Source organism: Salmonella sp. 2020_1459 (assembly GCF_043847915.1).
In the GTDB taxonomy this organism is placed as follows: Bacteria; Pseudomonadota; Gammaproteobacteria; order Enterobacterales; family Enterobacteriaceae; genus Salmonella; species Salmonella enterica.
The window spans coordinates 192,712-216,746 of record NZ_JBCMFA010000003.1 but is presented as its reverse complement, the minus strand read 5'-3'; the positions used below and the strand labels follow the sequence as shown (position 1 = coordinate 216,746).

The window sequence follows — 24,035 nt, the reverse complement described above, 5'->3', positions numbered from 1 at the left end:
CTGCGGCTGCACGACGTGTTCCCCGCGCCAGCGGGGATAAACCGTCACGCGGGCCCCCTTATTGGGTCGGGCAGGTGTGTTCCCCGCGCCAGCGGGGATAAACCGGGCAACTGGGCGATCATCTGGGCGCTGTTTATGTGTTCCCCGCGCCAGCGGGGATAAACCGCGCTGATATTGTTCGCGCAGATCGTCGTACTGGTGTTCCCCGCGCCAGCGGGGATAAGTCGAGGGGCGTTCCGCAGTCGGCAAGGGCTGAAAAATGTTCCCCGCGTCAGCGGGGATAAACACGTTTCACCAGCATATCAGGACGTTTTTTCCGCCTTCGCCAGCTCTTTTACCAATGGCAGCATTATCCGCACTACATCGCGGCTACGGCGCTCAATCCGCCCTGGCAGCGCCTTGTCAATATGCTGTTGATTATCAAGCCGTACGTCGTGCCAGCTATTGCCGTTTGGGAAGGATGCATTTTTCACGCGTTGCTGGTATCCGTCTTTTTTACCCAGATTCCAGTTCGTCGCCTCAACAGAAAGCACCGATATTCCCGCTTTATCGAAAACCTCCGCATCATTACAGCAACCCGTTCCTTTGGGGTAGGATGGATTGCGTCCCGGATTGGTGTTGGCGGCGATGCCATAACGGCGCGCAATCGCTAATGCCCGATCGCGGGTCAGTGTACGCACTGCTTCCGGCGTATTTTTCCCGCTATTAAAATAGAGCTTGTCGCCAACAATCAGGTTATCGAGATTAATCACCAGCAGCGTATTTTTCTTCTCAGCGTCACTCATTCGTTTGAGTAAATTTTCCGCGCCTAGCTTTCCCTCTTCTTCCCCGCTGGTGGCGATAAAACGAATCCCATAATGGGTCGGTATATCTTTCAGACGCGCCGCCAGTTCCAGCATAACGCCTAATCCCGCGGCATTATCATCCATTCCCTGTAACGTTAAACCGCCCAGATTGGCATCGACATCAGCGTCGCTCTGCGGAGCGTAGGTATCCAGATGCGCCATAATGATGATCTGTTGCGGCACCCGCCCTTCATGGGCGGCGATGACCGTACTGCCCGTCACGTTATGCCAGTTTTTGCGATTATCCTTCGTGGTATAAATAAATCGGCTATTAAACGTTCGAATATCGCTTTGGTATCCCATCTGGGTAAATTGTTGGCGTAAATAATCGGCAGACAACATCTCGGCGGGGGAGCCCGTCATTCTCCCGGGAAAAAAGGTGGCGATATGTCGTGCCTGAGTATTCGCTATTTCACCAGGCCCTGGTGATGCTGCTTGTGCAGGAAGGATAAAGCCTACGCCGAGCGCCAGAATGACGGCAAAGCGGCGCGTTGCGGAAAACATAATGAGTCCTTAAATACAGAACAAAATTTTACGTGGCTAGTATGAAACCGCGATCGTGTTAATACAATTTCATTTGCTCCTAAATGCTGGCAATCCGGTACGTTAAGCATTTTTTGATATTGGTTTTTGGGCCGCGTTATTCCTTTGAGGAACTACTCATTCCAATTCGTCATTTCATTCACTCTCCCGCGCTCCCTATAGTCGTGTAATCGAAATGTTTAGCAAAAAACGGTATTGCAAAGGAACGGTTATGGATCAAAAACGACTCACCCACCTGCGGCAACTGGAGGCGGAAAGTATCCACATTATCCGTGAAGTGGCAGCGGAATTCGCTAACCCGGTCATGCTGTACTCCATTGGTAAAGACTCCAGCGTTATGCTGCATCTGGCGCGTAAGGCGTTTTATCCGGGTACGTTACCGTTCCCGCTATTGCACGTTGATACCGGTTGGAAATTCCGTGAGATGTACGCCTTTCGCGATCGTACCGCCAACGCATACGGCTGCGAATTGCTGGTACATAAAAATCCGGAAGGCGTGGCGATGGGCATCAATCCGTTCGTTCACGGTAGCGCTAAACACACTGACATTATGAAAACTGAAGGGTTAAAGCAGGCGCTGAATAAGTACGGTTTTGATGCCGCGTTCGGCGGCGCACGGCGCGATGAGGAAAAATCCCGCGCGAAAGAACGTATTTACTCCTTTCGTGACCGTTTCCATCGCTGGGACCCGAAAAATCAGCGGCCAGAGTTGTGGCGTAACTATAACGGTCAGATTAATAAAGGCGAAAGTATACGCGTCTTCCCGCTCTCCAACTGGACTGAGCAGGATATCTGGCAATACATCTGGCTGGAAAACATCGACATCGTGCCGCTGTATTTGGCTGCTGAACGCCCGGTTCTGGAACGTGACGGCATGTTGATGATGGTGGATGACGATCGTATCGATCTCCAGCCTGGCGAAGTCATCAAAAAAAGGATGGTGCGCTTCCGTACACTTGGCTGTTGGCCGCTCACCGGGGCGGTGGAATCCCACGCGCAAACGCTGCCGGAAATTATCGAAGAGATGCTGGTTTCTACCACCAGCGAGCGCCAGGGGAGGATGATTGACCGCGATCAGGCGGGGTCAATGGAGCTTAAAAAACGTCAGGGGTATTTCTAAGGAGTCGCCATGAACACCATACTTGCACAACAAATCGCCAATGAAGGCGGCGTCGAAGCCTGGATGATTGCCCAACAGCACAAAAGCCTGCTGCGTTTTTTAACCTGTGGCAGCGTTGATGACGGTAAAAGTACGCTGATAGGTCGTTTGCTGCACGATACTCTGCAAATTTATGAAGATCAGCTCTCTTCTCTGCATAATGACAGTAAACGTCATGGCACGCAGGGAGAAAAACTCGATCTGGCGCTACTGGTAGATGGGCTGCAGGCCGAGCGTGAGCAGGGCATTACTATTGACGTCGCGTACCGCTATTTCTCCACGGAAAAACGAAAATTTATTATCGCCGACACGCCGGGCCATGAACAATATACCCGGAATATGGCGACCGGGGCGTCCACCTGCGATCTGGCGATCCTACTGATCGACGCGCGTAAAGGCGTGCTGGATCAGACGCGTCGCCATAGCTTTATCTCCACTCTGTTGGGGATCAAACACCTGGTGGTGGCAATCAACAAAATGGATCTCGTTGACTACCGCGAAGAGACCTTCGCCCGTATTCGTGAAGATTACCTGACCTTTGCTGAACAGTTGCCGGGCGATCTGGACATTCGCTTTGTCCCGCTTTCGGCGCTGGAAGGGGATAATGTCGCCGCGCAGAGCGCGAATATGCGCTGGTACAGCGGTCCGACGCTGCTGGAAGTCCTGGAAACGGTAGACATACAGCGTGCGGTAGACCGTCAGCCGATGCGCTTTCCGGTACAATACGTCAATCGCCCGAATCTTGATTTTCGGGGGTATGCCGGCACTCTGGCGTCTGGTAGCGTCAAAGTCGGAGAGCGCATTAAAGTGCTGCCGTCCGGCGTGGAATCCAGCGTGGCGCGTATCGTCACTTTTGATGGCGACAAAGAAGAAGCCTGTGCGGGCGAAGCCATTACCCTGGTACTCAACGACGACATTGATATTAGCCGCGGCGATCTGCTGCTGGCGGCAAACGAGACGCTGGCACCTGCGCGGCACGCTGCGATCGACGTGGTATGGATGGCGGAACAGCCGCTGGCGCCGGGCCAAAGCTACGACGTTAAACTTGCGGGTAAGAAAACCCGCGCGCGTATCGAGGCTATTCGCTATCAGATTGATATCAACAATCTGACCCAACGAGACGTCGAAAGTCTGCCGTTAAACGGTATTGGTCTGGTGGAGATGACATTCGATGAGCCGCTCGCGCTGGATATTTATCAGCAAAATCCGGTGACGGGCGGGTTGATTTTTATCGACCGACTTTCTAACGTTACCGTGGGCGCTGGCATGGTGCGGGAACTGGACGAACGCGGAGCGACGCCGCCCATGGAATACAGTGCGTTTGAGCTGGAGCTGAATGCGCTGGTACGCCGTCATTTTCCGCACTGGGACGCCCGCGATTTGCTGGGAGATAAACATGGCGCTGCATGATGAGAACGTGGTCTGGCACTCTCATCCCGTTACTGTCGCCGCTCGTGAACAGCTCCACGGCCACCGTGGCGTGGTGCTGTGGTTTACCGGACTCTCCGGTTCGGGAAAATCAACGGTGGCCGGCGCGCTGGAAGAGGCGTTACATCAGCGTGGCGTCAGTACCTACCTGTTGGATGGCGATAATGTGCGCCACGGTTTGTGCCGTGATTTAGGCTTTAGCGATGCCGATCGCCAGGAAAATATTCGGCGGGTAGGCGAAGTGGCCAGTCTGATGGCGGACGCTGGCCTGATTGTTTTGACGGCATTTATTTCTCCGCACCGCGCCGAGCGGCAACTGGTAAAAGAGCGCGTCGGCCACGATCGTTTTATCGAGATTTATGTCAATACGCCGCTGGCTATCTGTGAACAGCGCGATCCTAAAGGGTTGTATAAAAAAGCGCGCTCGGGTGAGTTGCGTAACTTTACCGGTATCGACGCCATTTACGAAGCGCCTGACTCGCCCCAGGTTCATCTTAATGGTGAACAATTAGTAACAAATTTGGTTTCCCAATTATTAGACCTGCTGAGACGGCGCGATATTATCAGATCCTGAGACACCACCGGGCTTGTATGCCTGGTATGGTCAAGGTTACAGGATTTAATATGCGTAATAGCCATAACATTACTTTCACAAGGTCAGACGCCTTCATGGTCGACGATGACGCCACCAGTGCATTTCCGGGGGCGGTGGTCGGCTTTGTGTCATGGCTGCTGGCGTTGGGGATCCCTTTTCTACTTTATGGCCCTAACACGCTGTTTTTTTTCCTCTATACCTGGCCCTTTTTCCTCGCGTTAATGCCGGTATCGGTGATTATCGGCATTGCGTTGCATCTGCTGGTAAAGGGCAAAATACTTTTTAGCATTATGTTTACTCTACTGGTCGTAGGCGCGCTGTTCGGCGCGTTATTTATATGGCTATTAGGGTAGACGGGTTATCACTGCGCCTCCGGTCATAATTCAAACCGTAACCAACAATGAGATTATGTTCTCCTTACTCGGGTATACGTAACATCCGGCAAATGTGGTACATTTGCCGGCGTTGTCGCGGCAATCCCGTCCTGAATGTGGAGTCACAGAGGACGTTATGGGATGATGATGCCGTTTTTCAGGGGGCAGGATGGGTAAACTAACGCTGCTGTTGCTGGCTTTACTGGTCTGGCTACAGTACTCGCTGTGGTTCGGTAAGAACGGCATACATGACTATAGCCGCGTCAACGATGATGTGGTCGCGCAGCAGGCGACAAACGCCAAACTTAAAGCGCGTAACGATCAGCTTTTTGCCGAAATTGACGATCTCAATGGCGGCCAGGAAGCGATAGAGGAGCGCGCGCGCAACGAACTTAGCATGACCAAACCGGGCGAAACCTTCTATCGTCTGGTGCCTGACGCCTCAAAACGCGCGGCAACGGCGGGGCAAACTCATCGATAAACCATCCAGGGATTTAACATGGCAGCCACTTTATTGGACGTTTGCGCCGTGGTGCCGGCGGCCGGATTTGGCCGCCGAATGCAAACAGAATGTCCTAAGCAGTATCTCTCAATCGGTAATAAAACCATTCTGGAGCACTCAGTTCATGCGCTGCTGGCGCATCCTCGGGTGACACGCGTTGTTATTGCTATCAGCCCTGGCGATCATCGCTTTGCCCAACTTCCGCTGGCGAATCATCCGCAAATCACCGTTGTGGATGGCGGCAACGAACGCGCTGATTCCGTTTTGGCCGGGTTGCAGGCCGTTGCAAAGGCGCAGTGGGTGCTGGTGCACGACGCGGCAAGACCCTGTTTGCATCAGGATGACCTTGCGCGGTTGCTGGCTATCAGCGAAAACAGCCGGGTCGGCGGTATCCTCGCCAGTCCGGTGCGCGACACCATGAAACGCGGCGAACCGGGGAAAAACGCTATTGCCCATACCGTAGAGCGCGCCGATTTATGGCACGCGCTCACGCCGCAGTTTTTCCCCCGCGAACTCTTGCACGATTGTCTGACGCGTGCGCTGAATGAAGGCGCGACCATCACCGACGAGGCGTCAGCGCTGGAGTATTGTGGTTTTCATCCGGCGCTGGTAGAAGGTCGCGCGGATAACATCAAGGTCACCCGTCCGGAAGATCTGGCGCTGGCGGAATTTTATCTGACCCGAACCATCCACCAGGAGAAAGCATAATGCGAATTGGACACGGTTTTGACGTACACGCGTTTGGCGGAGAAGGGCCGATTATTATTGGCGGCGTGCGTATCCCTTATGAAAAAGGGCTATTGGCGCATTCCGATGGCGATGTGGCGTTACATGCGCTGACCGATGCGCTGCTGGGCGCGGCGGCGCTTGGCGATATCGGCAAGCTCTTCCCGGATACCGATCCGGCATTTAAGGGAGCGGATAGCCGCGAACTACTGCGTGAAGCCTGGCGTCGTATTCAGGCCAAGGGATACACCCTCGGCAACGTGGATGTCACCATTATTGCGCAGGCGCCGAAAATGCTGCCGCATATTCCGCAAATGCGCGTCTTTATCGCCGAAGATCTCGGCTGCCATATGGATGATGTTAACGTGAAGGCGACGACGACGGAAAAGCTCGGATTTACCGGACGCGGAGAAGGCATTGCCTGCGAAGCGGTCGCGTTGCTGATGAAGGCGGCGAAATGACAGAGTTTGACAATCTCACCTGGCTGCACGGAAAACCACAAGGTAGCGGATTGCTGAAAGCGAATCCGGAAGATTTTGTGGTAGTTGAAGATTTAGGTTTTACGCCGGATGGTGAAGGCGAGCACATTTTGCTGCGTATTTTGAAAAACGGTTGCAATACCCGTTTTGTCGCTGACGCGCTGGCGAAATTCCTGAAAATTCACGCTCGCGAAGTGAGCTTTGCAGGGCAAAAAGATAAATACGCCGTTACCGAGCAGTGGCTGTGCGCGCGCGTACCGGGGAAAGAGATGCCCGATTTCAGCGCCTTTCAGCTGGAAGGTTGTAAAGTGCTGGAATACGCGCGTCACAAGCGTAAGCTGCGTTTAGGCGCGCTGAAAGGCAATGCCTTTACGCTGGTGTTGCGTGAAATAAGCGATCGCCGCGATGTCGAAACACGATTGCAGGCGATTCGCGATGGCGGCGTGCCGAACTATTTCGGCGCACAGCGATTCGGCATTGGCGGCAGCAACTTGCAGGGCGCGCTGCGCTGGGCGCAAAGTAACGCGCCGGTGCGCGATCGCAATAAACGCAGTTTTTGGTTGTCGGCGGCGCGTAGCGCGTTGTTTAATCAAATTGTTCACCAGCGGCTGAAGAAACCAGACTTTAATCAAGTTGTTGACGGCGATGCGCTACAATTAGCGGGGCGTGGAAGCTGGTTCGTCGCGACATCTGAAGAACTGCCTGAATTGCAGCGCCGGGTAGACGAAAAAGAGCTGATGATTACAGCGTCGTTGCCGGGCAGCGGAGAGTGGGGAACACAGCGTGCGGCGCTGGCGTTTGAGCAAGATGCCATTGCCCAGGAAACGGTGTTGCAATCGCTGTTGCTGCGCGAAAAAGTAGAGGCGTCGCGCAGAGCGATGCTGCTTTATCCGCAACAATTAAGCTGGAACTGGTGGGATGACGTTACCGTCGAGTTACGTTTCTGGCTGCCCGCAGGCAGTTTTGCCACCAGCGTAGTAAGGGAACTGATCAACACAATGGGTGATTATGCGCATATTGCTGAGTAACGATGACGGGGTTCACGCGCCCGGTATACAAACGCTGGCGAAAGCGCTGCGTGAGTTTGCTGATGTACAGGTCGTAGCCCCGGATCGTAACCGCAGCGGCGCGTCTAATTCCCTCACGCTGGAATCTTCGCTTCGTACTTTTACCTTTGATAATGGCGATATCGCTGTACAGATGGGGACGCCGACCGATTGCGTCTATCTGGGCGTTAATGCCTTAATGCGTCCGCGTCCGGATATTGTCGTTTCCGGTATTAACGCGGGTCCGAATCTGGGCGATGATGTGATCTATTCCGGTACTGTCGCCGCGGCGATGGAAGGTCGTCATCTCGGCTTTCCGGCATTAGCGGTCTCCCTTAACGGCTATCAGCATTATGATACGGCTGCGGCCGTGACTTGCGCGCTTTTGCGAGGGTTAAGCCGGGAGCCGTTGCGTACCGGGCGTATTCTCAACGTGAATGTCCCGGATCTACCGTTAGCGCAGGTTAAAGGCATTCGCGTGACTCGCTGTGGTAGCCGCCATCCAGCGGATAAAGTAATCCCGCAGGAAGATCCGCGCGGTAATACATTGTACTGGATTGGCCCGCCGGGCGATAAATACGATGCCGGGCCGGATACCGATTTCGCGGCGGTGGATGAAGGCTACGTCTCCGTCACGCCGTTGCATGTGGATTTAACCGCGCACAGCGCGCATGATGTGGTTTCAGACTGGTTAGACAGCGTGGGAGTTGGCACGCAATGGTAAGTGGACGTGTACAGGCTCTTCTTGAACAATTGCGCGCGCAGGGCATCAGAGATGAGCAGGTGCTTAATGCGCTTGCTGCAGTGCCGCGCGAGAAATTTATTGATGAAGCGTTTGAACATAAGGCCTGGGAAAATATCGCTTTGCCGATAGGCCAGGGTCAGACGATTTCGCAGCCCTATATGGTGGCGCGAATGACGGAACTGCTCGAACTGACGCCGCAATCCAGGGTGCTGGAAATTGGCACCGGTTCCGGCTATCAGACGGCGATTCTGGCGCATCTGGTACATCACGTTTGCTCCGTTGAGCGGATTAAGGGGCTGCAATGGCAGGCGCGTCGCCGCCTGAAGCAGCTCGATTTACATAATGTTTCTACCCGTCATGGCGATGGCTGGCAAGGCTGGCAGGCGCGTGCGCCGTTTGACGCTATCATTGTGACGGCCGCGCCGCCGGAAATTCCTACCGCGCTCATGGCACAGTTGGATGAAGGCGGCATTCTTGTTCTGCCCGTGGGCGATGAGCAGCAGTTTTTGAAACGCGTGCGTCGCCGGGGCGGCGAATTTATTATCGATACCGTGGAGGCCGTTCGCTTCGTCCCGTTAGTCAAGGGAGAGCTGGCCTAGTTTGCCCTGCAAACACCCACTCTTACGCCTGATGAAGCCGAAACGAATACCTGGAGTTTTCCTGGTTATTCCCGGTGGGTTAAGCGTATCGTGAACACATTTTCCCGTGTTCACTTAATGCGTTGCACGGTTCTTACGTCACTGGTTGTTAACCAAATTTTTTCCTGGGGGATAAATGAGCGCGGGAAGCCCAAAATTCACCGTTAGTCGCATTGCGGCACTATCACTGGTTTCACTATGGCTGGCAGGTTGTACCAGTTCGTCAAACCCTCCGGCGCCGGTCACGTCTGTGGACAGTGGTTCGTCATCAAATACCAATTCCGGGATGTTGATCACACCGCCGCCAAAAATGGGCGCGACGACGCAACAAACGCCGCAACAAGCGCCGCAAATTCAACCCGTTCAGCGTCCTGTAACGCAGCCCATGCAAACTCAACCGGTCACGGAACAACCCGTGCAGATGGAAAATGGGCGAATCGTATACAATCGCCAGTATGGGAATATTCCGAAAGGTAGCTATACGGGTGGCAGTACTTACACCGTGAAAAAGGGTGATACGCTTTTTTACATCGCCTGGATTACCGGGAACGATTTCCGCGATCTGGCCCAGAGAAACAGTATTTCTGCCCCGTATAGCCTGAATGTAGGGCAAACTTTGCAAGTTGGTAACGCATCCGGTACGCCAATTACTGGCGGAAATGCGATCACCCAGGCGGATGCAGCACAGCAAGGAGTTGTGACCAGGTCTGCACAAAATTCCACCGTTGCAGTTGCGTCTCAACCAACAATTACGTATTCTGAGGGCTCAGGTGAACAAAGTGCTAACAAAATGTTGCCAAACAACAAGCCTGCTGGGACGGTTGTCACAGCGCCTGTAACGGCACCAACGGTAAGCACGACCGAACCAAATGCAAGCAGTACGTCAACCAGCGCGCCGATTTCCGCATGGCGCTGGCCGACGGATGGCAAAGTGATCGAAAACTTTGGCGCTTCCGAAGGGGGCAATAAAGGGATCGACATTGCAGGCAGTAAGGGACAGGCTATCGTCGCAACCGCTGATGGGCGCGTCGTATATGCCGGTAACGCACTGCGTGGTTACGGTAATCTTATTATCATCAAACATAACGATGATTACCTGAGTGCCTACGCCCATAATGATACGATGCTGGTCCGGGAACAACAGGAAGTTAAGGCGGGGCAAAAAATCGCTACTATGGGTAGCACCGGCACCAGCTCTACACGCTTGCATTTTGAAATTCGTTACAAGGGGAAATCCGTAAACCCGCTGCGTTATTTACCGCAGCGATAAAGCGGCGGAACCAGGCTTTGACTTGCTAGTTCCGTCAAGGGATCACGGGTAGGAGCCACCTTATGAGTCAGAATACGCTGAAAGTTCATGATTTAAATGAAGACGCGGAATTTGATGAGAACGGAGTAGAGGCTTTTGACGAAAAAGCCTTGAGTGAAGAGGAACCCAGTGATAACGACCTGGCTGAAGAAGAGCTGTTATCGCAAGGGGCCACACAGCGTGTGTTGGACGCGACTCAGCTTTACCTTGGTGAGATTGGGTATTCACCACTGTTAACAGCCGAAGAAGAAGTCTATTTTGCGCGTCGCGCACTGCGTGGAGATGTCGCTTCTCGCCGTCGCATGATTGAGAGTAACCTGCGTCTGGTGGTAAAAATTGCCCGCCGTTATGGCAATCGTGGACTGGCGTTGCTGGACCTGATTGAAGAGGGCAACCTGGGGCTTATCCGTGCAGTCGAGAAGTTTGACCCGGAACGCGGGTTCCGCTTCTCAACATACGCAACCTGGTGGATTCGCCAGACAATCGAACGGGCGATTATGAACCAAACCCGTACGATTCGCTTGCCGATTCACATTGTTAAAGAGCTGAACGTATACCTGCGCACCGCACGTGAGTTGTCGCATAAACTGGACCACGAACCGAGTGCGGAAGAAATTGCAGAGCAACTGGATAAACCGGTTGATGACGTCAGCCGTATGCTTCGTCTCAACGAGCGCATTACCTCGGTAGACACCCCGCTGGGCGGTGATTCCGAAAAAGCGTTGCTGGACATCCTGGCCGATGAAAAAGAGAACGGTCCGGAAGACACCACGCAAGATGACGATATGAAACAGAGCATCGTCAAATGGTTGTTCGAACTGAACGCCAAACAGCGTGAAGTGCTGGCGCGCCGTTTCGGTCTGCTGGGATATGAAGCTGCGACACTGGAAGATGTAGGCCGTGAAATCGGTCTTACGCGTGAACGTGTTCGTCAGATTCAGGTTGAAGGCTTGCGCCGTCTGCGCGAAATTCTGCAGACGCAGGGGCTGAATATCGAAGCGCTGTTCCGCGAGTAAGTACCCTTGTCAAAAAAAGGCCAGTCGACAGACTGGCCTTTTTTTTACCGTTTGTCTTCTGCCAGCAGCGGCGGGATACTCGGCACCATTGGCGCGTCATCAATATCTTTTTGCGTCATGCGAAACGCTTGTGGATAGTGTTCGCGGCTGGTACGGCGTAACGGTTCGGTATCGCGCCAGGTATACAGACAATGCTGACACTGATATACCGTCCAGACTCCTTTTACCGGCGAAGTCGCCATGAGTTCAATATGTGTATCGGCACAGCGTGGACAAATCATCGGTTACTCCTTATTTACGGTTGGCCAGCATGGCGGTCAGCTTTTCAGCCCAGGCTTTAGTTTCCGGTAAATCAACAACCGGCTGGCTATAGTGACCACGGTTATCTGGCGCAACCGGCGTGGTGGCGTCAATGATCAGCTTGTCGGTAATCCCCGCCGGGCTTGAGCCCGGATCCAGTTCCAGGACGGACATATTCGGTAGCTGTACCAGATCGCCTGCCGGATTCACTTTCGACGACAATGCCCACATCACCTGTGGCAGATTGAATGGATCGACATCTTCATCGACCATGATCACCATCTTCACATATCCCAGACCGTGCGGCGTTGTCATCGCTCGCAGGCCCACCGCGCGGGCAAAGCCGCCGTAGCGTTTTTTGGTCGAGATGATGGCCAGCAGGCCGTGGGTGTACATGGCGTTTACCGCCTGCACTTCCGGAAATTCGGCTTTCAGCTGTTGATACAGTGGCACGCAGGTCGCCGGCCCCATCAGGTAGTCGATTTCCGTCCACGGCATCCCCAAATAGAGCGATTCAAAAATGGGTTTGCTGCGATAAGAGACCTTATCGATACGCACCACGGTCATGTTGCGACCGCCGGAATAGTGGCCGGTAAATTCGCCGAACGGTCCTTCAATTTCACGTTTACGGCTTTCGATGACCCCTTCAAGAATGACTTCAGATCCCCACGGCACATCAAAACCGGTCAACGGCGCGGTGGCGATAGGATAGGGGCTTTCACGCAGCGCGCCTGCCATTTCATACTCTGACTGATCGTATTTCAGCGGCGTTGCGCCCATCAGGGTAATGATCGGATCGTTACCCAGCGTGATCGCAATCGGCAGATCTTCTCCGCGCTCTTCGGCTTTGTGCAGGTGCAATGCGATATCATGCATCGGCACTGGTTGCAGACCCAGCTTACGCTTGCCTTTAACTTCCATGCGGTAGATGCCGACATTCTGCTTGCCGAAGTTATCGGGATCGAGCGGATCGCGTGATACCACACAGGCTTTATCCAGATAGAATCCGCCGTCGCCGTCGTTCAGACGAAACAGCGGCAGGATATCAAACAGGTTGATTGCGTCGCCGTCGACGGTATTTTCCGCCCAGCCCGGATTCGCCCGTCGTTCCGGCGCTACCGGAAAATTGTCCCAGCGGCGAATAAATTCATCGATCTGTTTTTTAACCGGCGTGTTAGGCGGCAAACCCAGTGAGATGGCATGGTTCTGCCAGGAACCGATGGTATTCATCGCCACGCGGGCGTCGGTAAAACCACGAATATTGTCAAACCACAGCGCGGGCGCGCCATCGCCGATGCGTCCCGTTGCGTTGGCAGCGGCGGCGAGATCCGGCTCCGCATTCACTTCCTCGCTGATTTTCAGCAGTTGTCCCTGCTGATCCAGCGCATGTAAAAAACTGCGCAAATCATCAAATGCCATTATCCATTCTCCTGTGAAAAATTTGCTGTCTGTCGCAGTCCTTGCCAGCGGCGCGTGCGCGTATGCTCCAGACCAAACTGGTCGAGAACGCGCGCTACGATGTGCTGGATAATATCGTCAACGGTTTGCGGCAGGTTGTAGAACGCGGGCATGGGCGGCACTATCGCCACCCCCATACGAGAAAGCGCTAGCATGTTTTCCAGATGAATCGTGCTGAGCGGCATTTCCCGCGGCACAAGCACCAGCTTGCGACCCTCTTTCAACACGACATCGGCAGCGCGTCCCACCAGCCCCTCGGCATAGCCGGCGCGAACCCCCGCCAGTGTTTTCATACTGCAGGGGATAATAATCATGCCGTCGGTACGAAATGAGCCGGAGGAAATGGTCGCCGCCTGATCGGCCGGGCTATGACAATAATCTGCCAGGGCGGCTACCTCAGCGGGCGTGTAGGGCGTCTCCAGTTCAATAGTGGTTTTCGCCCACTTTGACATTACCAGATGCGTTTCAACATCAGGTATCGCCCGCAATGCCTGGAGTAGCTCGACGCCAAGCGGCGCGCCGGTCGCACCGGTCATCCCCACAATCAATCTCATTTCTTACCTCAAATATCGTTCGTATACGAACATTTTGATCAAAATACGCCCACACGGCCTTTGCGACAAGATCGTTCCCGATGCCTGCGCACGTTTAGCTAAAGCATTCGTCATTAAAAAACCGTGCATAAGTCGTTATGATAGAAAAAGTTAATTTATCCGGAGCGCTCATGGAGTTACGAAACACCGCGTTTCATCTGTTACGCCAACTTTTTCAGCAACATACCGCACGCTGGCAGCATGAACTACCGGAGCTCACCAAACCTCAATATGCGGTGATGCGCGTTATTGCTGAACATCCGGGTATTGAACAGGTCGATCTGACCGAAGCGGCGGTCAGCACTAAAGCGACGCTGGCGGAGATGTTAAGCCGGATGGAAAATCGTGGGCTGGTAAAGCGAGAAAACGATCCGCTGGATAAACGTCGGCGTTTTGTCTATCTCACCGTTCAGGGCCAAACGTTGCTCGCCGCCGCGATACCACTGGGGGATCGCGTTGACGATGAGTTTTTGGGGCGACTGAGCGCTGAAGAACGCGAACAGTTTACGCAACTGGTACGCAAGATGATGACGTAAGCGGCTTGCGCCGCTTTGCTATTTTTTGGCCATCAGCAGTGAGATATCCACTTTGGCCAGCGCCCGAATTGCGCTTTCCGGCAGGCCGTCATCGGTGACGATTTGGTTGAATTCCGCCAGCGGTAACGCCAGCCATGTAGCGACCTGGCCGTATTTGGTCGCGTCGCACACCAGAATTTTTTGGCGGCTGGCGCTGGCGACGGCCCGTTTCACCGTGACTTTATCTTCTGCCGGCGTTGAAATACCGCGCACGCTCCAGGAAGAGGCGGAAATAAAGGCCTGGTCAATCATCAACCCACGCAAAAGCGTCGCCGCGGCTTCACCGACGCACGACCGGTTTTCCCGGCATACCGCCCCGCCAGTGTGAATAATTGTGCAATCGCTATTGTCCATCAGGTAATCGGCGATAACGAAATCATTCGTCACCACCGTAAGTTTATTCATCGTAACCAGCTGCCTGGCGATCGCCAGCGTGGTCGTACCTGCATCAAGGTAGATACAGCTTTCTGGCTGTACCAGGCTGGCGGCCAGTTTGCCAATCGCCGCTTTCTGCGGCGTCGCCAGTTCGGTTTTGATCTGATGCGAGGGTTCGTGCGCCACGCGAGTCGATGATTGCACGCCGCCAGAGACCTGGATTACCGCGCCTTGCTGCTCCAGTTTTTGTAAATCACGGCGGATAGTCATGTGGGATACATGCATGCGCTCGGTCAGTTCAGCGATACTGACGATGCCTTTCTCCGCCACCATATCAAGAATGATTTGTCGACGCTCAGTAGGTATCAACGTCTGCTCCTTTCTTTAGTCCTGTCGCGATTTTACGCGATTTCTCGTCACAGCGTGTGAAGTTCTATGAGGATTGCCTTCACAAAAAATAACACATTTTGTTATTTTTTGTGAAATAACTCACCGCAATTGTTTACAAAAACGCCTATATTCACATAACAAAACATAATATCACGTAAATTAACATGGAGTGATAATGACAACAGGAACTGATTTTCATGTCGGCATTGTGGGGCTTGGCTCAATGGGAATGGGCGCTGCGCGTTCATGCCTGCGCGCCGGGCTTTCCACATGGGGGGCCGATCTTAACCCGCAAGCGTGCGCGAATCTTCTTGCTGAAGGGGCTTGTGGGGCTGCCGCCAGCGCCAGGGAGTTCGCCGGCGTCGTGGATGCGTTAGTCATTCTGGTCGTCAATGCCGCCCAGGTCAGACAGGTGTTATTCGGTGAGGATGGCGTCGCCCATCTGATGAAACCCGGAAGCGCGGTGATGGTTTCGTCCACGATCTCAAGCGCCGACGCACAAGAGATCGCCGCGGCGTTGACGGCATTGAATCTTAACATGCTGGATGCGCCGGTTTCCGGCGGCGCGGTAAAAGCGGCGCAGGGCGAAATGACGGTGATGGCCTCCGGGAGCGAGGCGGCATTTACCCGCCTGAAGCCTGTGCTGGACGCCGTTGCCAGCAACGTTTATCGCATCAGCGATACGCCGGGCGCAGGCTCAACCGTCAAAATCATTCATCAACTGCTGGCTGGCGTGCATATTGCGGCGGCGGCCGAAGCGATGGCGCTGGCCGCGCGGGCCGGTATTCCTCTGGACGTGATGTATGACGTCGTGACCCATGCCGCCGGCAACTCCTGGATGTTCGAAAACCGTATGCAGCATGTCGTTGACGGCGACTATACCCCGCGTTCGGCCGTCGACATTTTTGTCAAAGATTTGGGGCTGGTTGCCGACACGGCGAAAGCGCTGCGCTTCCCCTTACCGCTGGCCTCTACGGCGTTAAATATGTTCACCAGCGCCAGTAACGCCGGTTATGGCAAAGAGGATGACAGCGCTGTGATCAAAATTTTCTCGGGGATTACTCTGCCTGGCGTCACGCCTGAGGAGCCGTCATGTTAAAAATTGGCGTCATTGCCGATGATTTTACCGGCGCGACCGACATCGCCAGTTTTCTGGTCGAAAACGGGATGCCGACAGTGCAGATCAATGATGTCCCAACCGGGACGCAACCGGAAGGGTGCGACGCGGTGGTTATCAGCCTGAAAACCCGCTCATGCCCGGCGCAAGAGGCGATAAAACAATCGCTGGCGGCGCTGGTATGGCTGAAAAAACAGGGCTGCCAGCAAGTCTATTTCAAATATTGCTCGACTTTCGATAGTACCGCCGAAGGCAATATCGGCCCGGTCACCGATGCGCTGATGGTGGCGCTGGATACCTCATTTACCGTGATTTCTCCCGCGCTGCCGGTTAACGGACGCACGGTTTATCAGGGCTATCTGTTTGTCATGAACCACTTGCTGGCGGAGTCCGGTATGCGCCACCATCCTATCAATCCGATGACCGACAGCTACCTGCCGCGTCTGATGGAAGCGCAGGCGCAAGGGCGCTGCGGCGTTATTCCGGCTCAGACGCTTGATGAAGGCGTTGCCGCGACCCGTGCGGCGCTGTCGCGTTTACAGCAGGAAGGATATCGCTACGCGGTACTTGACGCGCTCAATGAGCGGCACCTGGAAATTCAGGGCGAGGTTTTGCGTGATGCTCCACTGGTGACCGGCGGTTCCGGGCTGGCAATGGGGCTGGCGCGTCAGTGGGCGAAGCACGGCGTTTCTCAGGCCCGTTCCGCAGGCTATCCGCTGAGCGGCCGCGCGGTGGTGCTTTCCGGTTCCTGTTCGCAAATGACGAATCAGCAGGTGGCTTTCTATCGACAACATGCTCCCACATGCGACGTTGATGTGGCGCGCTGCCTGTCATCCGAGACGCGCGAGGCCTACGCTGAAGCGCTGGCGCAGTGGGTGCTCAGTCAGGACAGCGAACTGGCGCCAATGATTAGCGCCACCGCCTCCACGCAGGCGCTGGCCGCCATCCAGCAGCAATATGGCGCTACCGAAGCCAGCCATGCGGTAGAGGCGCTCTTTTCCCTGCTGGCCGCTCGCTTAGCGGAAGGCGGTATCACCCGGTTTATCGTGGCGGGCGGCGAAACCTCGGGCGTGGTGACGCAAAGCCTCGGTATTACCGGTTTTCACATCGGACCGTGCATTTCACCCGGCGTGCCGTGGGTCAACGCGCTCCATGCGCCAGTCTCGCTGGCGCTAAAGTCAGGCAATTTTGGCGATGAATCCTTTTTCATCCGCGCTCAAAGGGAGTTTCAGGTATGACGACACTGGCAAAAGAAGAGCACGCTTTGCGAGAAGAGATGGTCAGGATAGCCGCCTCGTTTTTCCAGCGCGGCTATGCCACCGGCTCGGCAGGCAACCTCTCGCTGTTACTGCCGGACGGCAATATTCTGGCGACGCCCACCGGTTCGTGTCTGGGTAATCTCGACCCGCAGCGGCTATCCAAAGTGGACCCGCAGGGCGAATGGCTCAGCGGCGATAAACCGTCTAAAGAGGTGCGTTTTCATCTGGCGTTGTATCGCAATAACCCTTGCTGCAAGGCCGTGGTGCATCTGCACAGCACCTGGTCAACGGCGCTTTCCTGCCTCGAAGGACTGGACCCGCAAAATGTGATTCGCCCGTTTACCCCCTATGTGGTGATGCGGATGGGGGACATTCCGCTGGTTCCCTACTATCGCCCGGGAGATGACCGAATTGCCCGCGATTTGGCTGCGCTGGCGGCCCGGCATCAGGCCTTTTTACTGGCTAATCATGGGCCGGTCGTGTGCGGGGAGAATTTGCAGGAAGCCGCTAATAATACCGAGGAGCTGGAAGAGACGGCAAAGCTGATTTTTATCCTTGGCGAACGCCCGATTCGTTATTTAACCACCGAAGAAATTGCGCAGTTAAGGAGATAACCCGATGCCGCGTTTTGCCGCCAATTTGTCGATGATGTTTACCGAAGCGCCGTTTATCGAGCGTTTTGCCGCCGCTGCTGAAGCCGGTTTTCAGGCCGTTGAGTTTCTGTTCCCCTATGACTTTGCCGCCAGCGAGATTAAAGCCCAGCTATCGCGTCATAATCTGACGCTGGCGCTGTTTAATACTTCGGCGGGCGATACCGCGGCGGGCGAATGGGGACGTGCCGCGCTACCGGGGCGCGAACACGACGCGCGCGCCGATATCGATCTGGCTCTGGAATACGCTCTGGCGCTGGAATGCGAGCAGGTTCACATCATGGCGGGCGTAGTGCCGGATGGCGCTGATGGCGCACGTTATCGCGCCACGTTTATCGATAATTTGCGTTATGCCGCCGACCGGTTTGCCGCCCACGATAAACGTATTTTGATCGAAGCGCTGAGTCCCGGCGTTAAACCCGGCTACCTCTTTTCCAGCCAATATCAGGCGCTGGGCATCGCAGAAGAGGTTGACCGCCCGAATGTGTTCATCCAGCTCGACACTTTCCACGCGCAAAAAGTGGATGGCAATTTGAGTCACCTGATTCGCGAGTATGCGGGCCGCTATGCCCATGTACAAATCGCCTCGCTACCGGACAGACATGAACCGGATGATGGCGAGATCAACTACCCGTGGCTGTTCCGGCTGTTCGATGACGTAGGTTATCGCGGCTGGATAGGCTGCGAATACCAACCACGGAATACCACTCAGGACGGGCTTGGCTGGTTTAACGCCTGGCGCTAACCCTGAACTACCCTACACAACAATAAAGAGGACATCCGGATGCAGATTATCATTACCGGCGGGGGCGGCTTTTTAGGCCAGAAACTCGCAAGCGCCTTATTAAACTCATCGCTGGCGTTTAACGAACTGCTTCTTGTTGATTTAAAAATGCCTGCACGGTTATCAGATTCCCCTCGTTTACGCTGCCTGGAAGCTGACTTAACCCAGCCGGGCGTGCTGGAGAATGTGATTACCGCTAATACCTCTGTTGTTTATCATCTCGCTGCGATTGTCAGCAGTCATGCGGAAGACGATTTTGATCTGGGATGGAAAGTTAACCTGGATCTTACCCGCCAGTTACTTGAGGCGTGTCGTCGACAACCGCAGAAAATTCGTTTTGTCTTCTCCAGCTCGCTTGCCGTTTATGGCGGTACGCTGCCGGAATGCGTCACCGATACCACCGCGCTCACGCCGCGCTCGTCTTATGGCGCGCAGAAGGCCGCCTGTGAACTGTTGGTCAACGATTATACCCGCAAAGGCTATGTGGATGGGCTGGCGCTGCGTTTGCCGACGATCTGTGTTCGCCCGGGTAAACCAAACCGCGCCGCTTCTTCTTTTGTCAGCGCGATTATTCGTGAACCGTTGCAGGGCGAGACGACCGTCTGCCCGGTGTCGGAAAGTTTGCGGCTGTGGATTTCCAGCCCGGCGACGGTGATCCATAACCTGTCGCTGGCCGCAACGTTACCCGCGCCTGGCGAGGCGAGCAGCATCAACTTACCCGGGATCAGCGTAACCGTGGGCGAGATGCTGGAAACGTTGTGTCAGGCGGGCGGCCAGGCGGCGCGCGATCGGGTTACGCATCAGCGCGACGAAGGCGTCGAGAAAATTGTCGCCTCCTGGCCGGGACGTATCGATAACCAGCGTGCGCTGGCGTTAGGTTTTGTCGCCGATAAACGCTTCGATGACATTATCGAACGCTTTCGACAAGATGATATGGAGGGGAGGTCATGACAAGTTTACCGACCCCAATTATCGGTCTGATCGTTGCCGTTTTCGTGCTGGTATGGCTGGTGTTACGCACCCGTGTTCATGCGCTGATCGCGATGCTGGCGGCGGCCTGCATCGCCGGTCTGTTGGGGGGAATGGGCATTGATAAAACGCTCTCTGTCATCACCAGCGGATTCGGTACGACGCTGGGCAGCATTGGCCTGGTGATTGGTCTCGGCGTAATGATGGGGCGCTTGCTGGAGGTTTCCGGCGCGGCGGAGCGTATCGCCTGGAGCTTTATCAAATGGCTGGGGAAACGCCGTGAAGAGTGGGCGCTGGCGATCACGGGTTATATTGTCAGCATCCCCATTTTCGTCGATTCCGCTTTTGTCATTCTTTATCCGGTGGCGAAAGCGCTGGCGAAAAGCGGTAAACGTTCGCTACTGACGCTGGGCGTCGCGCTGGCGGGCGGGCTGGTGGTCACTCACCATACGGTACCTCCGACGCCAGGCCCGCTGGGGGTAGCCGGGATTTTTAACGTCGACATCGGCGCAATGTTATTGACCGGGATGGCGCTGGCGGTGCCCTGTGTGATCGGCATTGTGTTCTATGCGCGGTGGCTGGATAAACGCTACCCTGATTTCGTGCCGCGTACGCTGAACGCCGATGAAGTCAATGCCGCGCTGGAGCAGTACAATAAAGAGAAAGAGCAAAAGGATCTGCCGAGCCTGACGCTCTCTCTGCTGCCTATTGTGGTGCCGATCGTGCTGATCTTCCTGAAGGCTATCTGTTCCACCCTCGCCACTGTAGAAGGATGGTCCGGCCTGGCGACGCATCCGGTGGTACAGGCAATCAACTTTGTGGGAAGTCCAGTGATCGCGTTGGCCATCAGCGTTCTGCTGGCGGTGTATACGCTGGTGCCGCGTATGGATAAACATACCACCGCAGAGCGTCTGGAAGAGGGCTTGCAAAGCGCCGGGATTATCTTACTGGTCACGGGCGCTGGCGGCGCGTTGGGCGCGATCCTGCGCGACAGCGGCGCGGGGCAACAACTGGCGGAGCAGGTTGCCAACCTGCCGATCTCGCCGATCCTGATCCCGTTTATCGTGGCGACGCTGGTACGCCTGATTCAGGGATCGGGGACGGTGGCGATGATCACTGCCGCCTCGATTTCCGCGCCGATCCTGGCGCAGATCCCCGGCATCAATATGTTGCTTGCCGCTCAGGCCGCAACGATGGGGTCGCTGTTTTTCGGCTACTTCAACGATAGCCTGTTCTGGGTGGTTAACCGCATGATGGGCGTCTCTGATGTCAAACAGCAGATGGTGGTTTGGTCTGTACCGACGACCATTGCCTGGGCGATTGGCGGCACCGGCGTGGCGCTGATTAACCTGCTGTTCGGTTCCGGCGGCAGTTGGCTCGATCCGTTACTGCCGATTGTTGTTCTGGCGGCAATTATGCTGTGGGTGCGTTGGCAGGCGCAGGGGATCAAAGACAAGCTGGTAGTTAAGGATTAAGACGGTATTATCCGTCCGGGAGCGCAATGCTCCCGGACTGGCTACAATGATGGGGCGTGCTCCCCGCAATTCCATTGCGAACGTAAAAAATCAATAAATGCGCGTACTTTTGTCGATACATGGCGGGCGTCCGGGTAAACGGCATAAATGCCCTGACGGGGAAAATGATAGTCGGGTAACAGGTGAATTAACGTTCCATCCTCCAGTGCGGTGTTGACTAACCATTGCGGCAGTAATGCGACGCCGCTTCCCGCGAGAGCGAAGGCCATCAGCGAGCGCGCGCTGTCGACAGAAATTTTGCCGGCTTTGCTTATCTCCAGGCGTGAGTGTTGGCCATGATTATTCGTTACTGTCCACCGTAGCGGCGTAGGTAATCGCTCATGAATAATCCATTCCGCCTGGGCCAACGACTCCAGTGACGACACGGGGTGGCGGGCGAGCCACTGCGGCGCGGCGACCGGCAGAATGGTAAAGCGGGATATCAGCGCGGCGCGATAGCGGGAGTCGGCCAGCGAGCCAAGCCGAATCGCCACATCAAAGCGCTCGGCAATTAAATCGGCATGATGTGATGAGGACATATGCCGAATACGGAGATCGGGATGGCGCTGACTAAACTGCGCCAGTACCGGAATGACCACCTGTTCGCCAAACTCGGGCGTAGTGGTAATACGTAACTCGCCGCCCAGCCCACTATGGCTGGCACGCACTTCATCCTGCAAATTTTTCGCTGCGTTGAGTAAATTCACGCCTTTTTGGTAAAAGAGGACGCCGGCGTCTGTGAGCGTCAGTCGTCGGGTGGAACGTAGCAATAACGTTACGCCAAGCTCTTTTTCAAGCTGCCGAATATTAAAACTCACTACTGCTTTTGTTTGGCCCGATGCGGCGGCGGCGGCCGTGAAGCTGCCGCTATCTACCACGGCGATAAACAGCGACATACGCTGCAAATTGAGCATGGCGAGCTCCTTTACTGTCAAAATTATTTTGACAGTATATCGTTGAAGCGCGGACTTATCTGGCTTTCTCCGGACGGCTACATTAGCGCCTCTGACGGAGGATGCATAATGACGTATCGCAGTAAAGTGGCAGTGGTTTACCTGCTCGGCTTCTTTCTTGATCTGATTAATCTGTTTATTGCCAGCGTGGCTTTTCCTGCGATGTCCGTGGATCTGCATACGTCCATATCGGCGCTGGCATGGGTGAGTAATGGTTATATCGCAGGATTAACGCTGATCGTTCCGTTTAGCGCGTTTCTTTCACGTTATCTCGGCGCACGACGGCTGATCATATTTTCGCTCATTCTGTTTAGCGTTGCCGCCGCTGCCGCAGGTTTTGCCGATTCCTTACACAGCCTTGTTTTCTGGCGTATTGTGCAGGGGGCGGGCGGTGGCTTATTGATCCCGGTTGGTCAGGCGTTAACCTGGCAACAGTTTGAACCGCATGAACGCGCTGGCGTGTCATCGGTTGTCATGATGGTGGCGCTACTGGCGCCGGCATGTTCGCCTGCGATTGGCGGGCTGCTGGTGGAAACGTGCGGCTGGCGCTGGATATTCTTTGCCACGCTGCCGGTGGCCGTTCTCACTTTATTGCTCGCTTATCGTTGGCTGAACGCCGCGTCGACGACAATGGCGTCAACAAGATTGCTCCATCTGCCGCTGTTGACGGACAGGCTGCTGCGTTTTGCCATGATCGTCTATCTGTGCGTACCGGGTATGTTCATTGGTATCAGCGTGGTCGGGATGTTTTATCTACAGAACGTCGCGCAGCTATCGCCTGCGGCGGCGGGGTCGCTGATGATCCCCTGGTCGATCGCTTCATTTGTCGCCATTATGCTTACCGGACGTTACTTCAATCGGCTTGGGCCGCGTCCGCTGATTATCGTCGGCTGTCTTCTTCAGGCCGCAGGGATACTGCTTTTAACTAACGTTACGCCTGCGACATCGCACCGTGTACTGATGATGATATTCGCCTTAATGGGCGCTGGCGGCAGTTTGTGCAGCAGTACCGCGCAGAGTGGCGCTTTCCTGACTATTGCTCGCCGGGACATGCCTGACGCCAGCGCGCTATGGAATCTTAATCGTCAGATCAGCTTTTTCCTTGGCGCGACGCTGTTGACGCTGCTGTTAAATGCGCTCCAGCGCGTTATGTCGCTTGAGGTTGCTTATCGCTGGACCTTTATTGCCGCCGCCGGTATCACCCTGCTGCCCCTTATTTACGCTGTCTGTCTAAACAATAGACAAGCACTTCTGTGCCTGAAAAAGGAAAGACCATGAATCCATATAAAGATGAAATTATTCACGCCCATGCGGCGATTGAGAACTGGCTTAGTAAGGAGATGGGTAGCCTGGAGGCGTTGATAGCGCGTTTCGCTGCTGATTTTACGATGATAACGCCAGGCGGTGTTTGTCTGGATTATCCGGCGCTTGGCGCTTTTTTCCAGGCGCAGCGCGCGTGTCGCCCGGGTCTGGTTATCGTGGTTGAGCACATTGACCTTGTGGCGGAGTGGCCGGAAGGCGCCGCGCTGCGTTATCGTGAGCGACAGCAACTGCCGGGCCAGGCCGAGACGGTACGCTGGTCGACGGTCATTTTAAAAAGGGAAAGAGGACGGATAGTCTGGCGTCATTTACACGAAACGACAGTCACAGCCTGAAAAGCCTGTTCCGGCGCGTGGGCCCGATAACGCGGCGC

At 55.0% G+C, this 24,035-nt stretch carries 28 protein-coding genes and 1 CRISPR repeat array (1 of these 29 running past the window's edge); of the genes, 21 read left to right on the top strand and 7 right to left on the bottom strand.

Features of this window, described 5'->3' with window-relative positions:
* A CRISPR array of direct repeats spans positions 1-288; the repeat unit is 29 nt; unit sequence GTGTTCCCCGCGCCAGCGGGGATAAACCG; it reaches 1,755 nt to the left of the window's first position.
* A 14-nt stretch (positions 289-302) separates the two neighbouring features.
* On the bottom strand, positions 303-1,349 hold the full coding sequence (locus tag ACH0VJ_RS09555) for an aminopeptidase (protein ID WP_000490481.1): 1,047 nt from the start codon (positions 1,347-1,349) through the stop codon (positions 303-305).
* Positions 1,350-1,599: 250 nt separating this feature from the next.
* On the opposite strand from ACH0VJ_RS09555, the gene cysD reads away from it, so the two are divergent.
* From cysD to ACH0VJ_RS09505, 10 genes are all read left to right on the top strand, one after another.
* Positions 1,600-2,508: a sulfate adenylyltransferase subunit CysD gene (gene cysD, locus ACH0VJ_RS09550; RefSeq protein ID WP_000372384.1), complete on the top strand. Its 909-nt coding sequence runs from the start codon at positions 1,600-1,602 to the stop codon at positions 2,506-2,508.
* Positions 2,509-2,517: 9 nt separating this feature from the next.
* Positions 2,518-3,957, top strand: a complete 1,440-nt coding sequence (gene cysN / locus ACH0VJ_RS09545) for a sulfate adenylyltransferase subunit CysN (protein WP_001092255.1) — start codon at positions 2,518-2,520, stop codon at positions 3,955-3,957.
* Positions 3,944-4,549 (top strand): adenylyl-sulfate kinase, encoded by a 606-nt coding sequence (gene cysC / locus ACH0VJ_RS09540; protein ID WP_001173664.1) that lies wholly within the window; start codon positions 3,944-3,946, stop codon positions 4,547-4,549. Before cysN ends, cysC begins: the two co-directional genes overlap by 14 nt.
* A gap of 50 nt (positions 4,550-4,599) precedes the next feature.
* Positions 4,600-4,923 carry a DUF3561 family protein gene (locus ACH0VJ_RS09535; protein ID WP_023196115.1) on the top strand — a complete coding sequence of 108 codons (324 nt, stop codon included), beginning with the start codon at positions 4,600-4,602 and terminating at the stop codon, positions 4,921-4,923.
* A gap of 190 nt (positions 4,924-5,113) precedes the next feature.
* Entirely contained in the window at positions 5,114-5,425 is a 312-nt protein-coding gene (ftsB, locus tag ACH0VJ_RS09530) for a cell division protein FtsB (RefSeq protein ID WP_000517480.1), read from the top strand.
* 18 nt (positions 5,426-5,443) lie between these two features.
* On the top strand, positions 5,444-6,154 hold the full coding sequence (gene ispD / locus ACH0VJ_RS09525; protein WP_000741649.1) for a 2-C-methyl-D-erythritol 4-phosphate cytidylyltransferase: 711 nt from the start codon (positions 5,444-5,446) through the stop codon (positions 6,152-6,154).
* The gene (gene ispF, locus ACH0VJ_RS09520; RefSeq protein WP_001219244.1) at positions 6,154-6,633 is read left to right on the top strand and encodes a 2-C-methyl-D-erythritol 2,4-cyclodiphosphate synthase; all 480 of its coding nucleotides are present in this window, start codon (positions 6,154-6,156) and stop codon (positions 6,631-6,633) included. Before ispD ends, ispF begins: the two co-directional genes overlap by 1 nt.
* Positions 6,630-7,679 carry a tRNA pseudouridine(13) synthase TruD gene (gene truD, locus ACH0VJ_RS09515; protein WP_000134250.1) on the top strand — a complete coding sequence of 350 codons (1,050 nt, stop codon included), beginning with the start codon at positions 6,630-6,632 and terminating at the stop codon, positions 7,677-7,679. Before ispF ends, truD begins: the two co-directional genes overlap by 4 nt.
* Positions 7,660-8,421 (top strand): 5'/3'-nucleotidase SurE, encoded by a 762-nt coding sequence (gene surE, locus ACH0VJ_RS09510; protein WP_001221538.1) that lies wholly within the window; start codon positions 7,660-7,662, stop codon positions 8,419-8,421. Before truD ends, surE begins: the two co-directional genes overlap by 20 nt.
* A complete protein-coding gene (locus ACH0VJ_RS09505) occupies positions 8,415-9,041 on the top strand; it encodes a protein-L-isoaspartate(D-aspartate) O-methyltransferase (RefSeq protein WP_000253545.1) in 627 nt (208 codons plus the stop codon). The genes surE and ACH0VJ_RS09505 overlap by 7 nt, the downstream gene beginning before the upstream one ends.
* Before the next feature lie 138 nt (positions 9,042-9,179).
* Here ACH0VJ_RS09505 and ACH0VJ_RS09500 read toward each other — a convergent pair whose 3' ends face one another.
* A complete protein-coding gene (locus tag ACH0VJ_RS09500) occupies positions 9,180-9,338 on the bottom strand; it encodes a peptidase (protein WP_223148970.1) in 159 nt (52 codons plus the stop codon).
* Between ACH0VJ_RS09500 and nlpD the strand changes: the two genes are divergently transcribed.
* Entirely contained in the window at positions 9,268-10,350 is a 1,083-nt protein-coding gene (nlpD, locus tag ACH0VJ_RS09495) for a murein hydrolase activator NlpD (RefSeq protein ID WP_223149274.1), read from the top strand. The two genes, ACH0VJ_RS09500 and nlpD, sit on opposite strands and share 71 nt — an antisense overlap.
* A 62-nt stretch (positions 10,351-10,412) precedes the next feature.
* Positions 10,413-11,405, top strand: a complete 993-nt coding sequence (gene rpoS, locus ACH0VJ_RS09490; protein WP_000081498.1) for an RNA polymerase sigma factor RpoS — start codon at positions 10,413-10,415, stop codon at positions 11,403-11,405.
* 44 nt (positions 11,406-11,449) lie between these two features.
* Here rpoS and ACH0VJ_RS09485 read toward each other — a convergent pair whose 3' ends face one another.
* Genes ACH0VJ_RS09485 through ACH0VJ_RS09475 form a run of 3 tightly spaced genes read right to left on the bottom strand, consistent with a single transcriptional unit; the run spans position 11,450 to position 13,717 of the window.
* Entirely contained in the window at positions 11,450-11,686 is a 237-nt protein-coding gene (locus ACH0VJ_RS09485; RefSeq protein WP_000562993.1) for a non-oxidative hydroxyarylic acid decarboxylases subunit D, read from the bottom strand.
* A gap of 10 nt (positions 11,687-11,696) precedes the next feature.
* Positions 11,697-13,124 (bottom strand): non-oxidative hydroxyarylic acid decarboxylases subunit C, encoded by a 1,428-nt coding sequence (locus tag ACH0VJ_RS09480; RefSeq protein ID WP_000863168.1) that lies wholly within the window; start codon positions 13,122-13,124, stop codon positions 11,697-11,699.
* Complete coding sequence (locus tag ACH0VJ_RS09475) at positions 13,124-13,717, bottom strand: non-oxidative hydroxyarylic acid decarboxylases subunit B (RefSeq protein ID WP_001237182.1); 594 nt, start codon at positions 13,715-13,717, stop codon at positions 13,124-13,126. The genes ACH0VJ_RS09480 and ACH0VJ_RS09475 overlap by 1 nt, the downstream gene beginning before the upstream one ends.
* 170 nt (positions 13,718-13,887) lie before the next feature.
* On the opposite strand from ACH0VJ_RS09475, the gene ACH0VJ_RS09470 reads away from it, so the two are divergent.
* Complete coding sequence (locus tag ACH0VJ_RS09470; protein ID WP_000423338.1) at positions 13,888-14,292, top strand: MarR family winged helix-turn-helix transcriptional regulator; 405 nt, start codon at positions 13,888-13,890, stop codon at positions 14,290-14,292.
* An 18-nt stretch (positions 14,293-14,310) separates the two neighbouring features.
* Here the strand turns inward: ACH0VJ_RS09470 and ygbI are convergent, their stop codons facing one another.
* The gene (gene ygbI, locus ACH0VJ_RS09465; RefSeq protein WP_000613178.1) at positions 14,311-15,075 is read right to left on the bottom strand and encodes a DNA-binding transcriptional repressor YgbI; all 765 of its coding nucleotides are present in this window, start codon (positions 15,073-15,075) and stop codon (positions 14,311-14,313) included.
* 196 nt (positions 15,076-15,271) lie between these two features.
* On the opposite strand from ygbI, the gene ltnD reads away from it, so the two are divergent.
* From ltnD to ACH0VJ_RS09435, 6 genes are read left to right on the top strand one after another with little or no spacing between them, the layout of a single operon-like run.
* The gene (gene ltnD, locus ACH0VJ_RS09460; RefSeq protein ID WP_000206958.1) at positions 15,272-16,195 is read left to right on the top strand and encodes an L-threonate dehydrogenase; all 924 of its coding nucleotides are present in this window, start codon (positions 15,272-15,274) and stop codon (positions 16,193-16,195) included.
* Positions 16,189-17,451, top strand: a complete 1,263-nt coding sequence (gene otnK / locus ACH0VJ_RS09455; protein ID WP_000912484.1) for a 3-oxo-tetronate kinase — start codon at positions 16,189-16,191, stop codon at positions 17,449-17,451. Before ltnD ends, otnK begins: the two co-directional genes overlap by 7 nt.
* A complete protein-coding gene (locus ACH0VJ_RS09450) occupies positions 17,448-18,086 on the top strand; it encodes an aldolase (RefSeq protein WP_000209068.1) in 639 nt (212 codons plus the stop codon). The genes otnK and ACH0VJ_RS09450 overlap by 4 nt, the downstream gene beginning before the upstream one ends.
* Before the next feature lie 4 nt (positions 18,087-18,090).
* The gene (locus ACH0VJ_RS09445) at positions 18,091-18,867 is read left to right on the top strand and encodes an HPr family phosphocarrier protein (protein ID WP_001136888.1); all 777 of its coding nucleotides are present in this window, start codon (positions 18,091-18,093) and stop codon (positions 18,865-18,867) included.
* A gap of 39 nt (positions 18,868-18,906) precedes the next feature.
* Positions 18,907-19,857 carry a D-erythronate dehydrogenase gene (gene denD, locus ACH0VJ_RS09440; protein ID WP_001165730.1) on the top strand — a complete coding sequence of 317 codons (951 nt, stop codon included), beginning with the start codon at positions 18,907-18,909 and terminating at the stop codon, positions 19,855-19,857.
* The gene (locus ACH0VJ_RS09435; protein WP_000202728.1) at positions 19,854-21,350 is read left to right on the top strand and encodes a GntP family permease; all 1,497 of its coding nucleotides are present in this window, start codon (positions 19,854-19,856) and stop codon (positions 21,348-21,350) included. The genes denD and ACH0VJ_RS09435 overlap by 4 nt, the downstream gene beginning before the upstream one ends.
* Before the next feature lie 41 nt (positions 21,351-21,391).
* Here ACH0VJ_RS09435 and ACH0VJ_RS09430 read toward each other — a convergent pair whose 3' ends face one another.
* Positions 21,392-22,324 (bottom strand): LysR family transcriptional regulator, encoded by a 933-nt coding sequence (locus ACH0VJ_RS09430; protein WP_000216303.1) that lies wholly within the window; start codon positions 22,322-22,324, stop codon positions 21,392-21,394.
* A gap of 87 nt (positions 22,325-22,411) precedes the next feature.
* On the opposite strand from ACH0VJ_RS09430, the gene ACH0VJ_RS09425 reads away from it, so the two are divergent.
* Both ACH0VJ_RS09425 and ACH0VJ_RS09420 read left to right on the top strand, forming a co-directional pair.
* The gene (locus ACH0VJ_RS09425; RefSeq protein WP_000222393.1) at positions 22,412-23,620 is read left to right on the top strand and encodes an MFS transporter; all 1,209 of its coding nucleotides are present in this window, start codon (positions 22,412-22,414) and stop codon (positions 23,618-23,620) included.
* Positions 23,617-23,997: a DUF4440 domain-containing protein gene (locus ACH0VJ_RS09420; protein ID WP_031622216.1), complete on the top strand. Its 381-nt coding sequence runs from the start codon at positions 23,617-23,619 to the stop codon at positions 23,995-23,997. Before ACH0VJ_RS09425 ends, ACH0VJ_RS09420 begins: the two co-directional genes overlap by 4 nt.
* Positions 23,998-24,035 lie beyond the last annotated feature (38 nt).

What these genes read in the sequence shown, in the direction of transcription:
- ACH0VJ_RS09555 (WP_000490481.1), bottom strand. Translation starts at nt 1,349, where the DNA reads ATGTTTTCCGCAACGCGCCGCTTTGCCGTCATTCTGGCGCTCGGCGTA.
- cysD (WP_000372384.1), top strand. Translation starts at nt 1,600, where the DNA reads ATGGATCAAAAACGACTCACCCACCTGCGGCAACTGGAGGCGGAAAGT.
- cysN (WP_001092255.1), top strand. Translation starts at nt 2,518, where the DNA reads ATGAACACCATACTTGCACAACAAATCGCCAATGAAGGCGGCGTCGAA.
- cysC (WP_001173664.1), top strand. Translation starts at nt 3,944, where the DNA reads ATGGCGCTGCATGATGAGAACGTGGTCTGGCACTCTCATCCCGTTACT.
- ACH0VJ_RS09535 (WP_023196115.1), top strand. Translation starts at nt 4,600, where the DNA reads ATGCGTAATAGCCATAACATTACTTTCACAAGGTCAGACGCCTTCATG.
- ftsB (WP_000517480.1), top strand. Translation starts at nt 5,114, where the DNA reads ATGGGTAAACTAACGCTGCTGTTGCTGGCTTTACTGGTCTGGCTACAG.
- ispD (WP_000741649.1), top strand. Translation starts at nt 5,444, where the DNA reads ATGGCAGCCACTTTATTGGACGTTTGCGCCGTGGTGCCGGCGGCCGGA.
- ispF (WP_001219244.1), top strand. Translation starts at nt 6,154, where the DNA reads ATGCGAATTGGACACGGTTTTGACGTACACGCGTTTGGCGGAGAAGGG.
- truD (WP_000134250.1), top strand. Translation starts at nt 6,630, where the DNA reads ATGACAGAGTTTGACAATCTCACCTGGCTGCACGGAAAACCACAAGGT.
- surE (WP_001221538.1), top strand. Translation starts at nt 7,660, where the DNA reads ATGCGCATATTGCTGAGTAACGATGACGGGGTTCACGCGCCCGGTATA.
- ACH0VJ_RS09505 (WP_000253545.1), top strand. Translation starts at nt 8,415, where the DNA reads ATGGTAAGTGGACGTGTACAGGCTCTTCTTGAACAATTGCGCGCGCAG.
- rpoS (WP_000081498.1), top strand. Translation starts at nt 10,413, where the DNA reads ATGAGTCAGAATACGCTGAAAGTTCATGATTTAAATGAAGACGCGGAA.
- ACH0VJ_RS09485 (WP_000562993.1), bottom strand. Translation starts at nt 11,686, where the DNA reads ATGATTTGTCCACGCTGTGCCGATACACATATTGAACTCATGGCGACT.
- ACH0VJ_RS09480 (WP_000863168.1), bottom strand. Translation starts at nt 13,124, where the DNA reads ATGGCATTTGATGATTTGCGCAGTTTTTTACATGCGCTGGATCAGCAG.
- ACH0VJ_RS09475 (WP_001237182.1), bottom strand. Translation starts at nt 13,717, where the DNA reads ATGAGATTGATTGTGGGGATGACCGGTGCGACCGGCGCGCCGCTTGGC.
- ACH0VJ_RS09470 (WP_000423338.1), top strand. Translation starts at nt 13,888, where the DNA reads ATGGAGTTACGAAACACCGCGTTTCATCTGTTACGCCAACTTTTTCAG.
- ltnD (WP_000206958.1), top strand. Translation starts at nt 15,272, where the DNA reads ATGACAACAGGAACTGATTTTCATGTCGGCATTGTGGGGCTTGGCTCA.
- otnK (WP_000912484.1), top strand. Translation starts at nt 16,189, where the DNA reads ATGTTAAAAATTGGCGTCATTGCCGATGATTTTACCGGCGCGACCGAC.
- ACH0VJ_RS09450 (WP_000209068.1), top strand. Translation starts at nt 17,448, where the DNA reads ATGACGACACTGGCAAAAGAAGAGCACGCTTTGCGAGAAGAGATGGTC.
- ACH0VJ_RS09445 (WP_001136888.1), top strand. Translation starts at nt 18,091, where the DNA reads ATGCCGCGTTTTGCCGCCAATTTGTCGATGATGTTTACCGAAGCGCCG.
- denD (WP_001165730.1), top strand. Translation starts at nt 18,907, where the DNA reads ATGCAGATTATCATTACCGGCGGGGGCGGCTTTTTAGGCCAGAAACTC.
- ACH0VJ_RS09435 (WP_000202728.1), top strand. Translation starts at nt 19,854, where the DNA reads ATGACAAGTTTACCGACCCCAATTATCGGTCTGATCGTTGCCGTTTTC.
- ACH0VJ_RS09425 (WP_000222393.1), top strand. Translation starts at nt 22,412, where the DNA reads ATGACGTATCGCAGTAAAGTGGCAGTGGTTTACCTGCTCGGCTTCTTT.
- ACH0VJ_RS09420 (WP_031622216.1), top strand. Translation starts at nt 23,617, where the DNA reads ATGAATCCATATAAAGATGAAATTATTCACGCCCATGCGGCGATTGAG.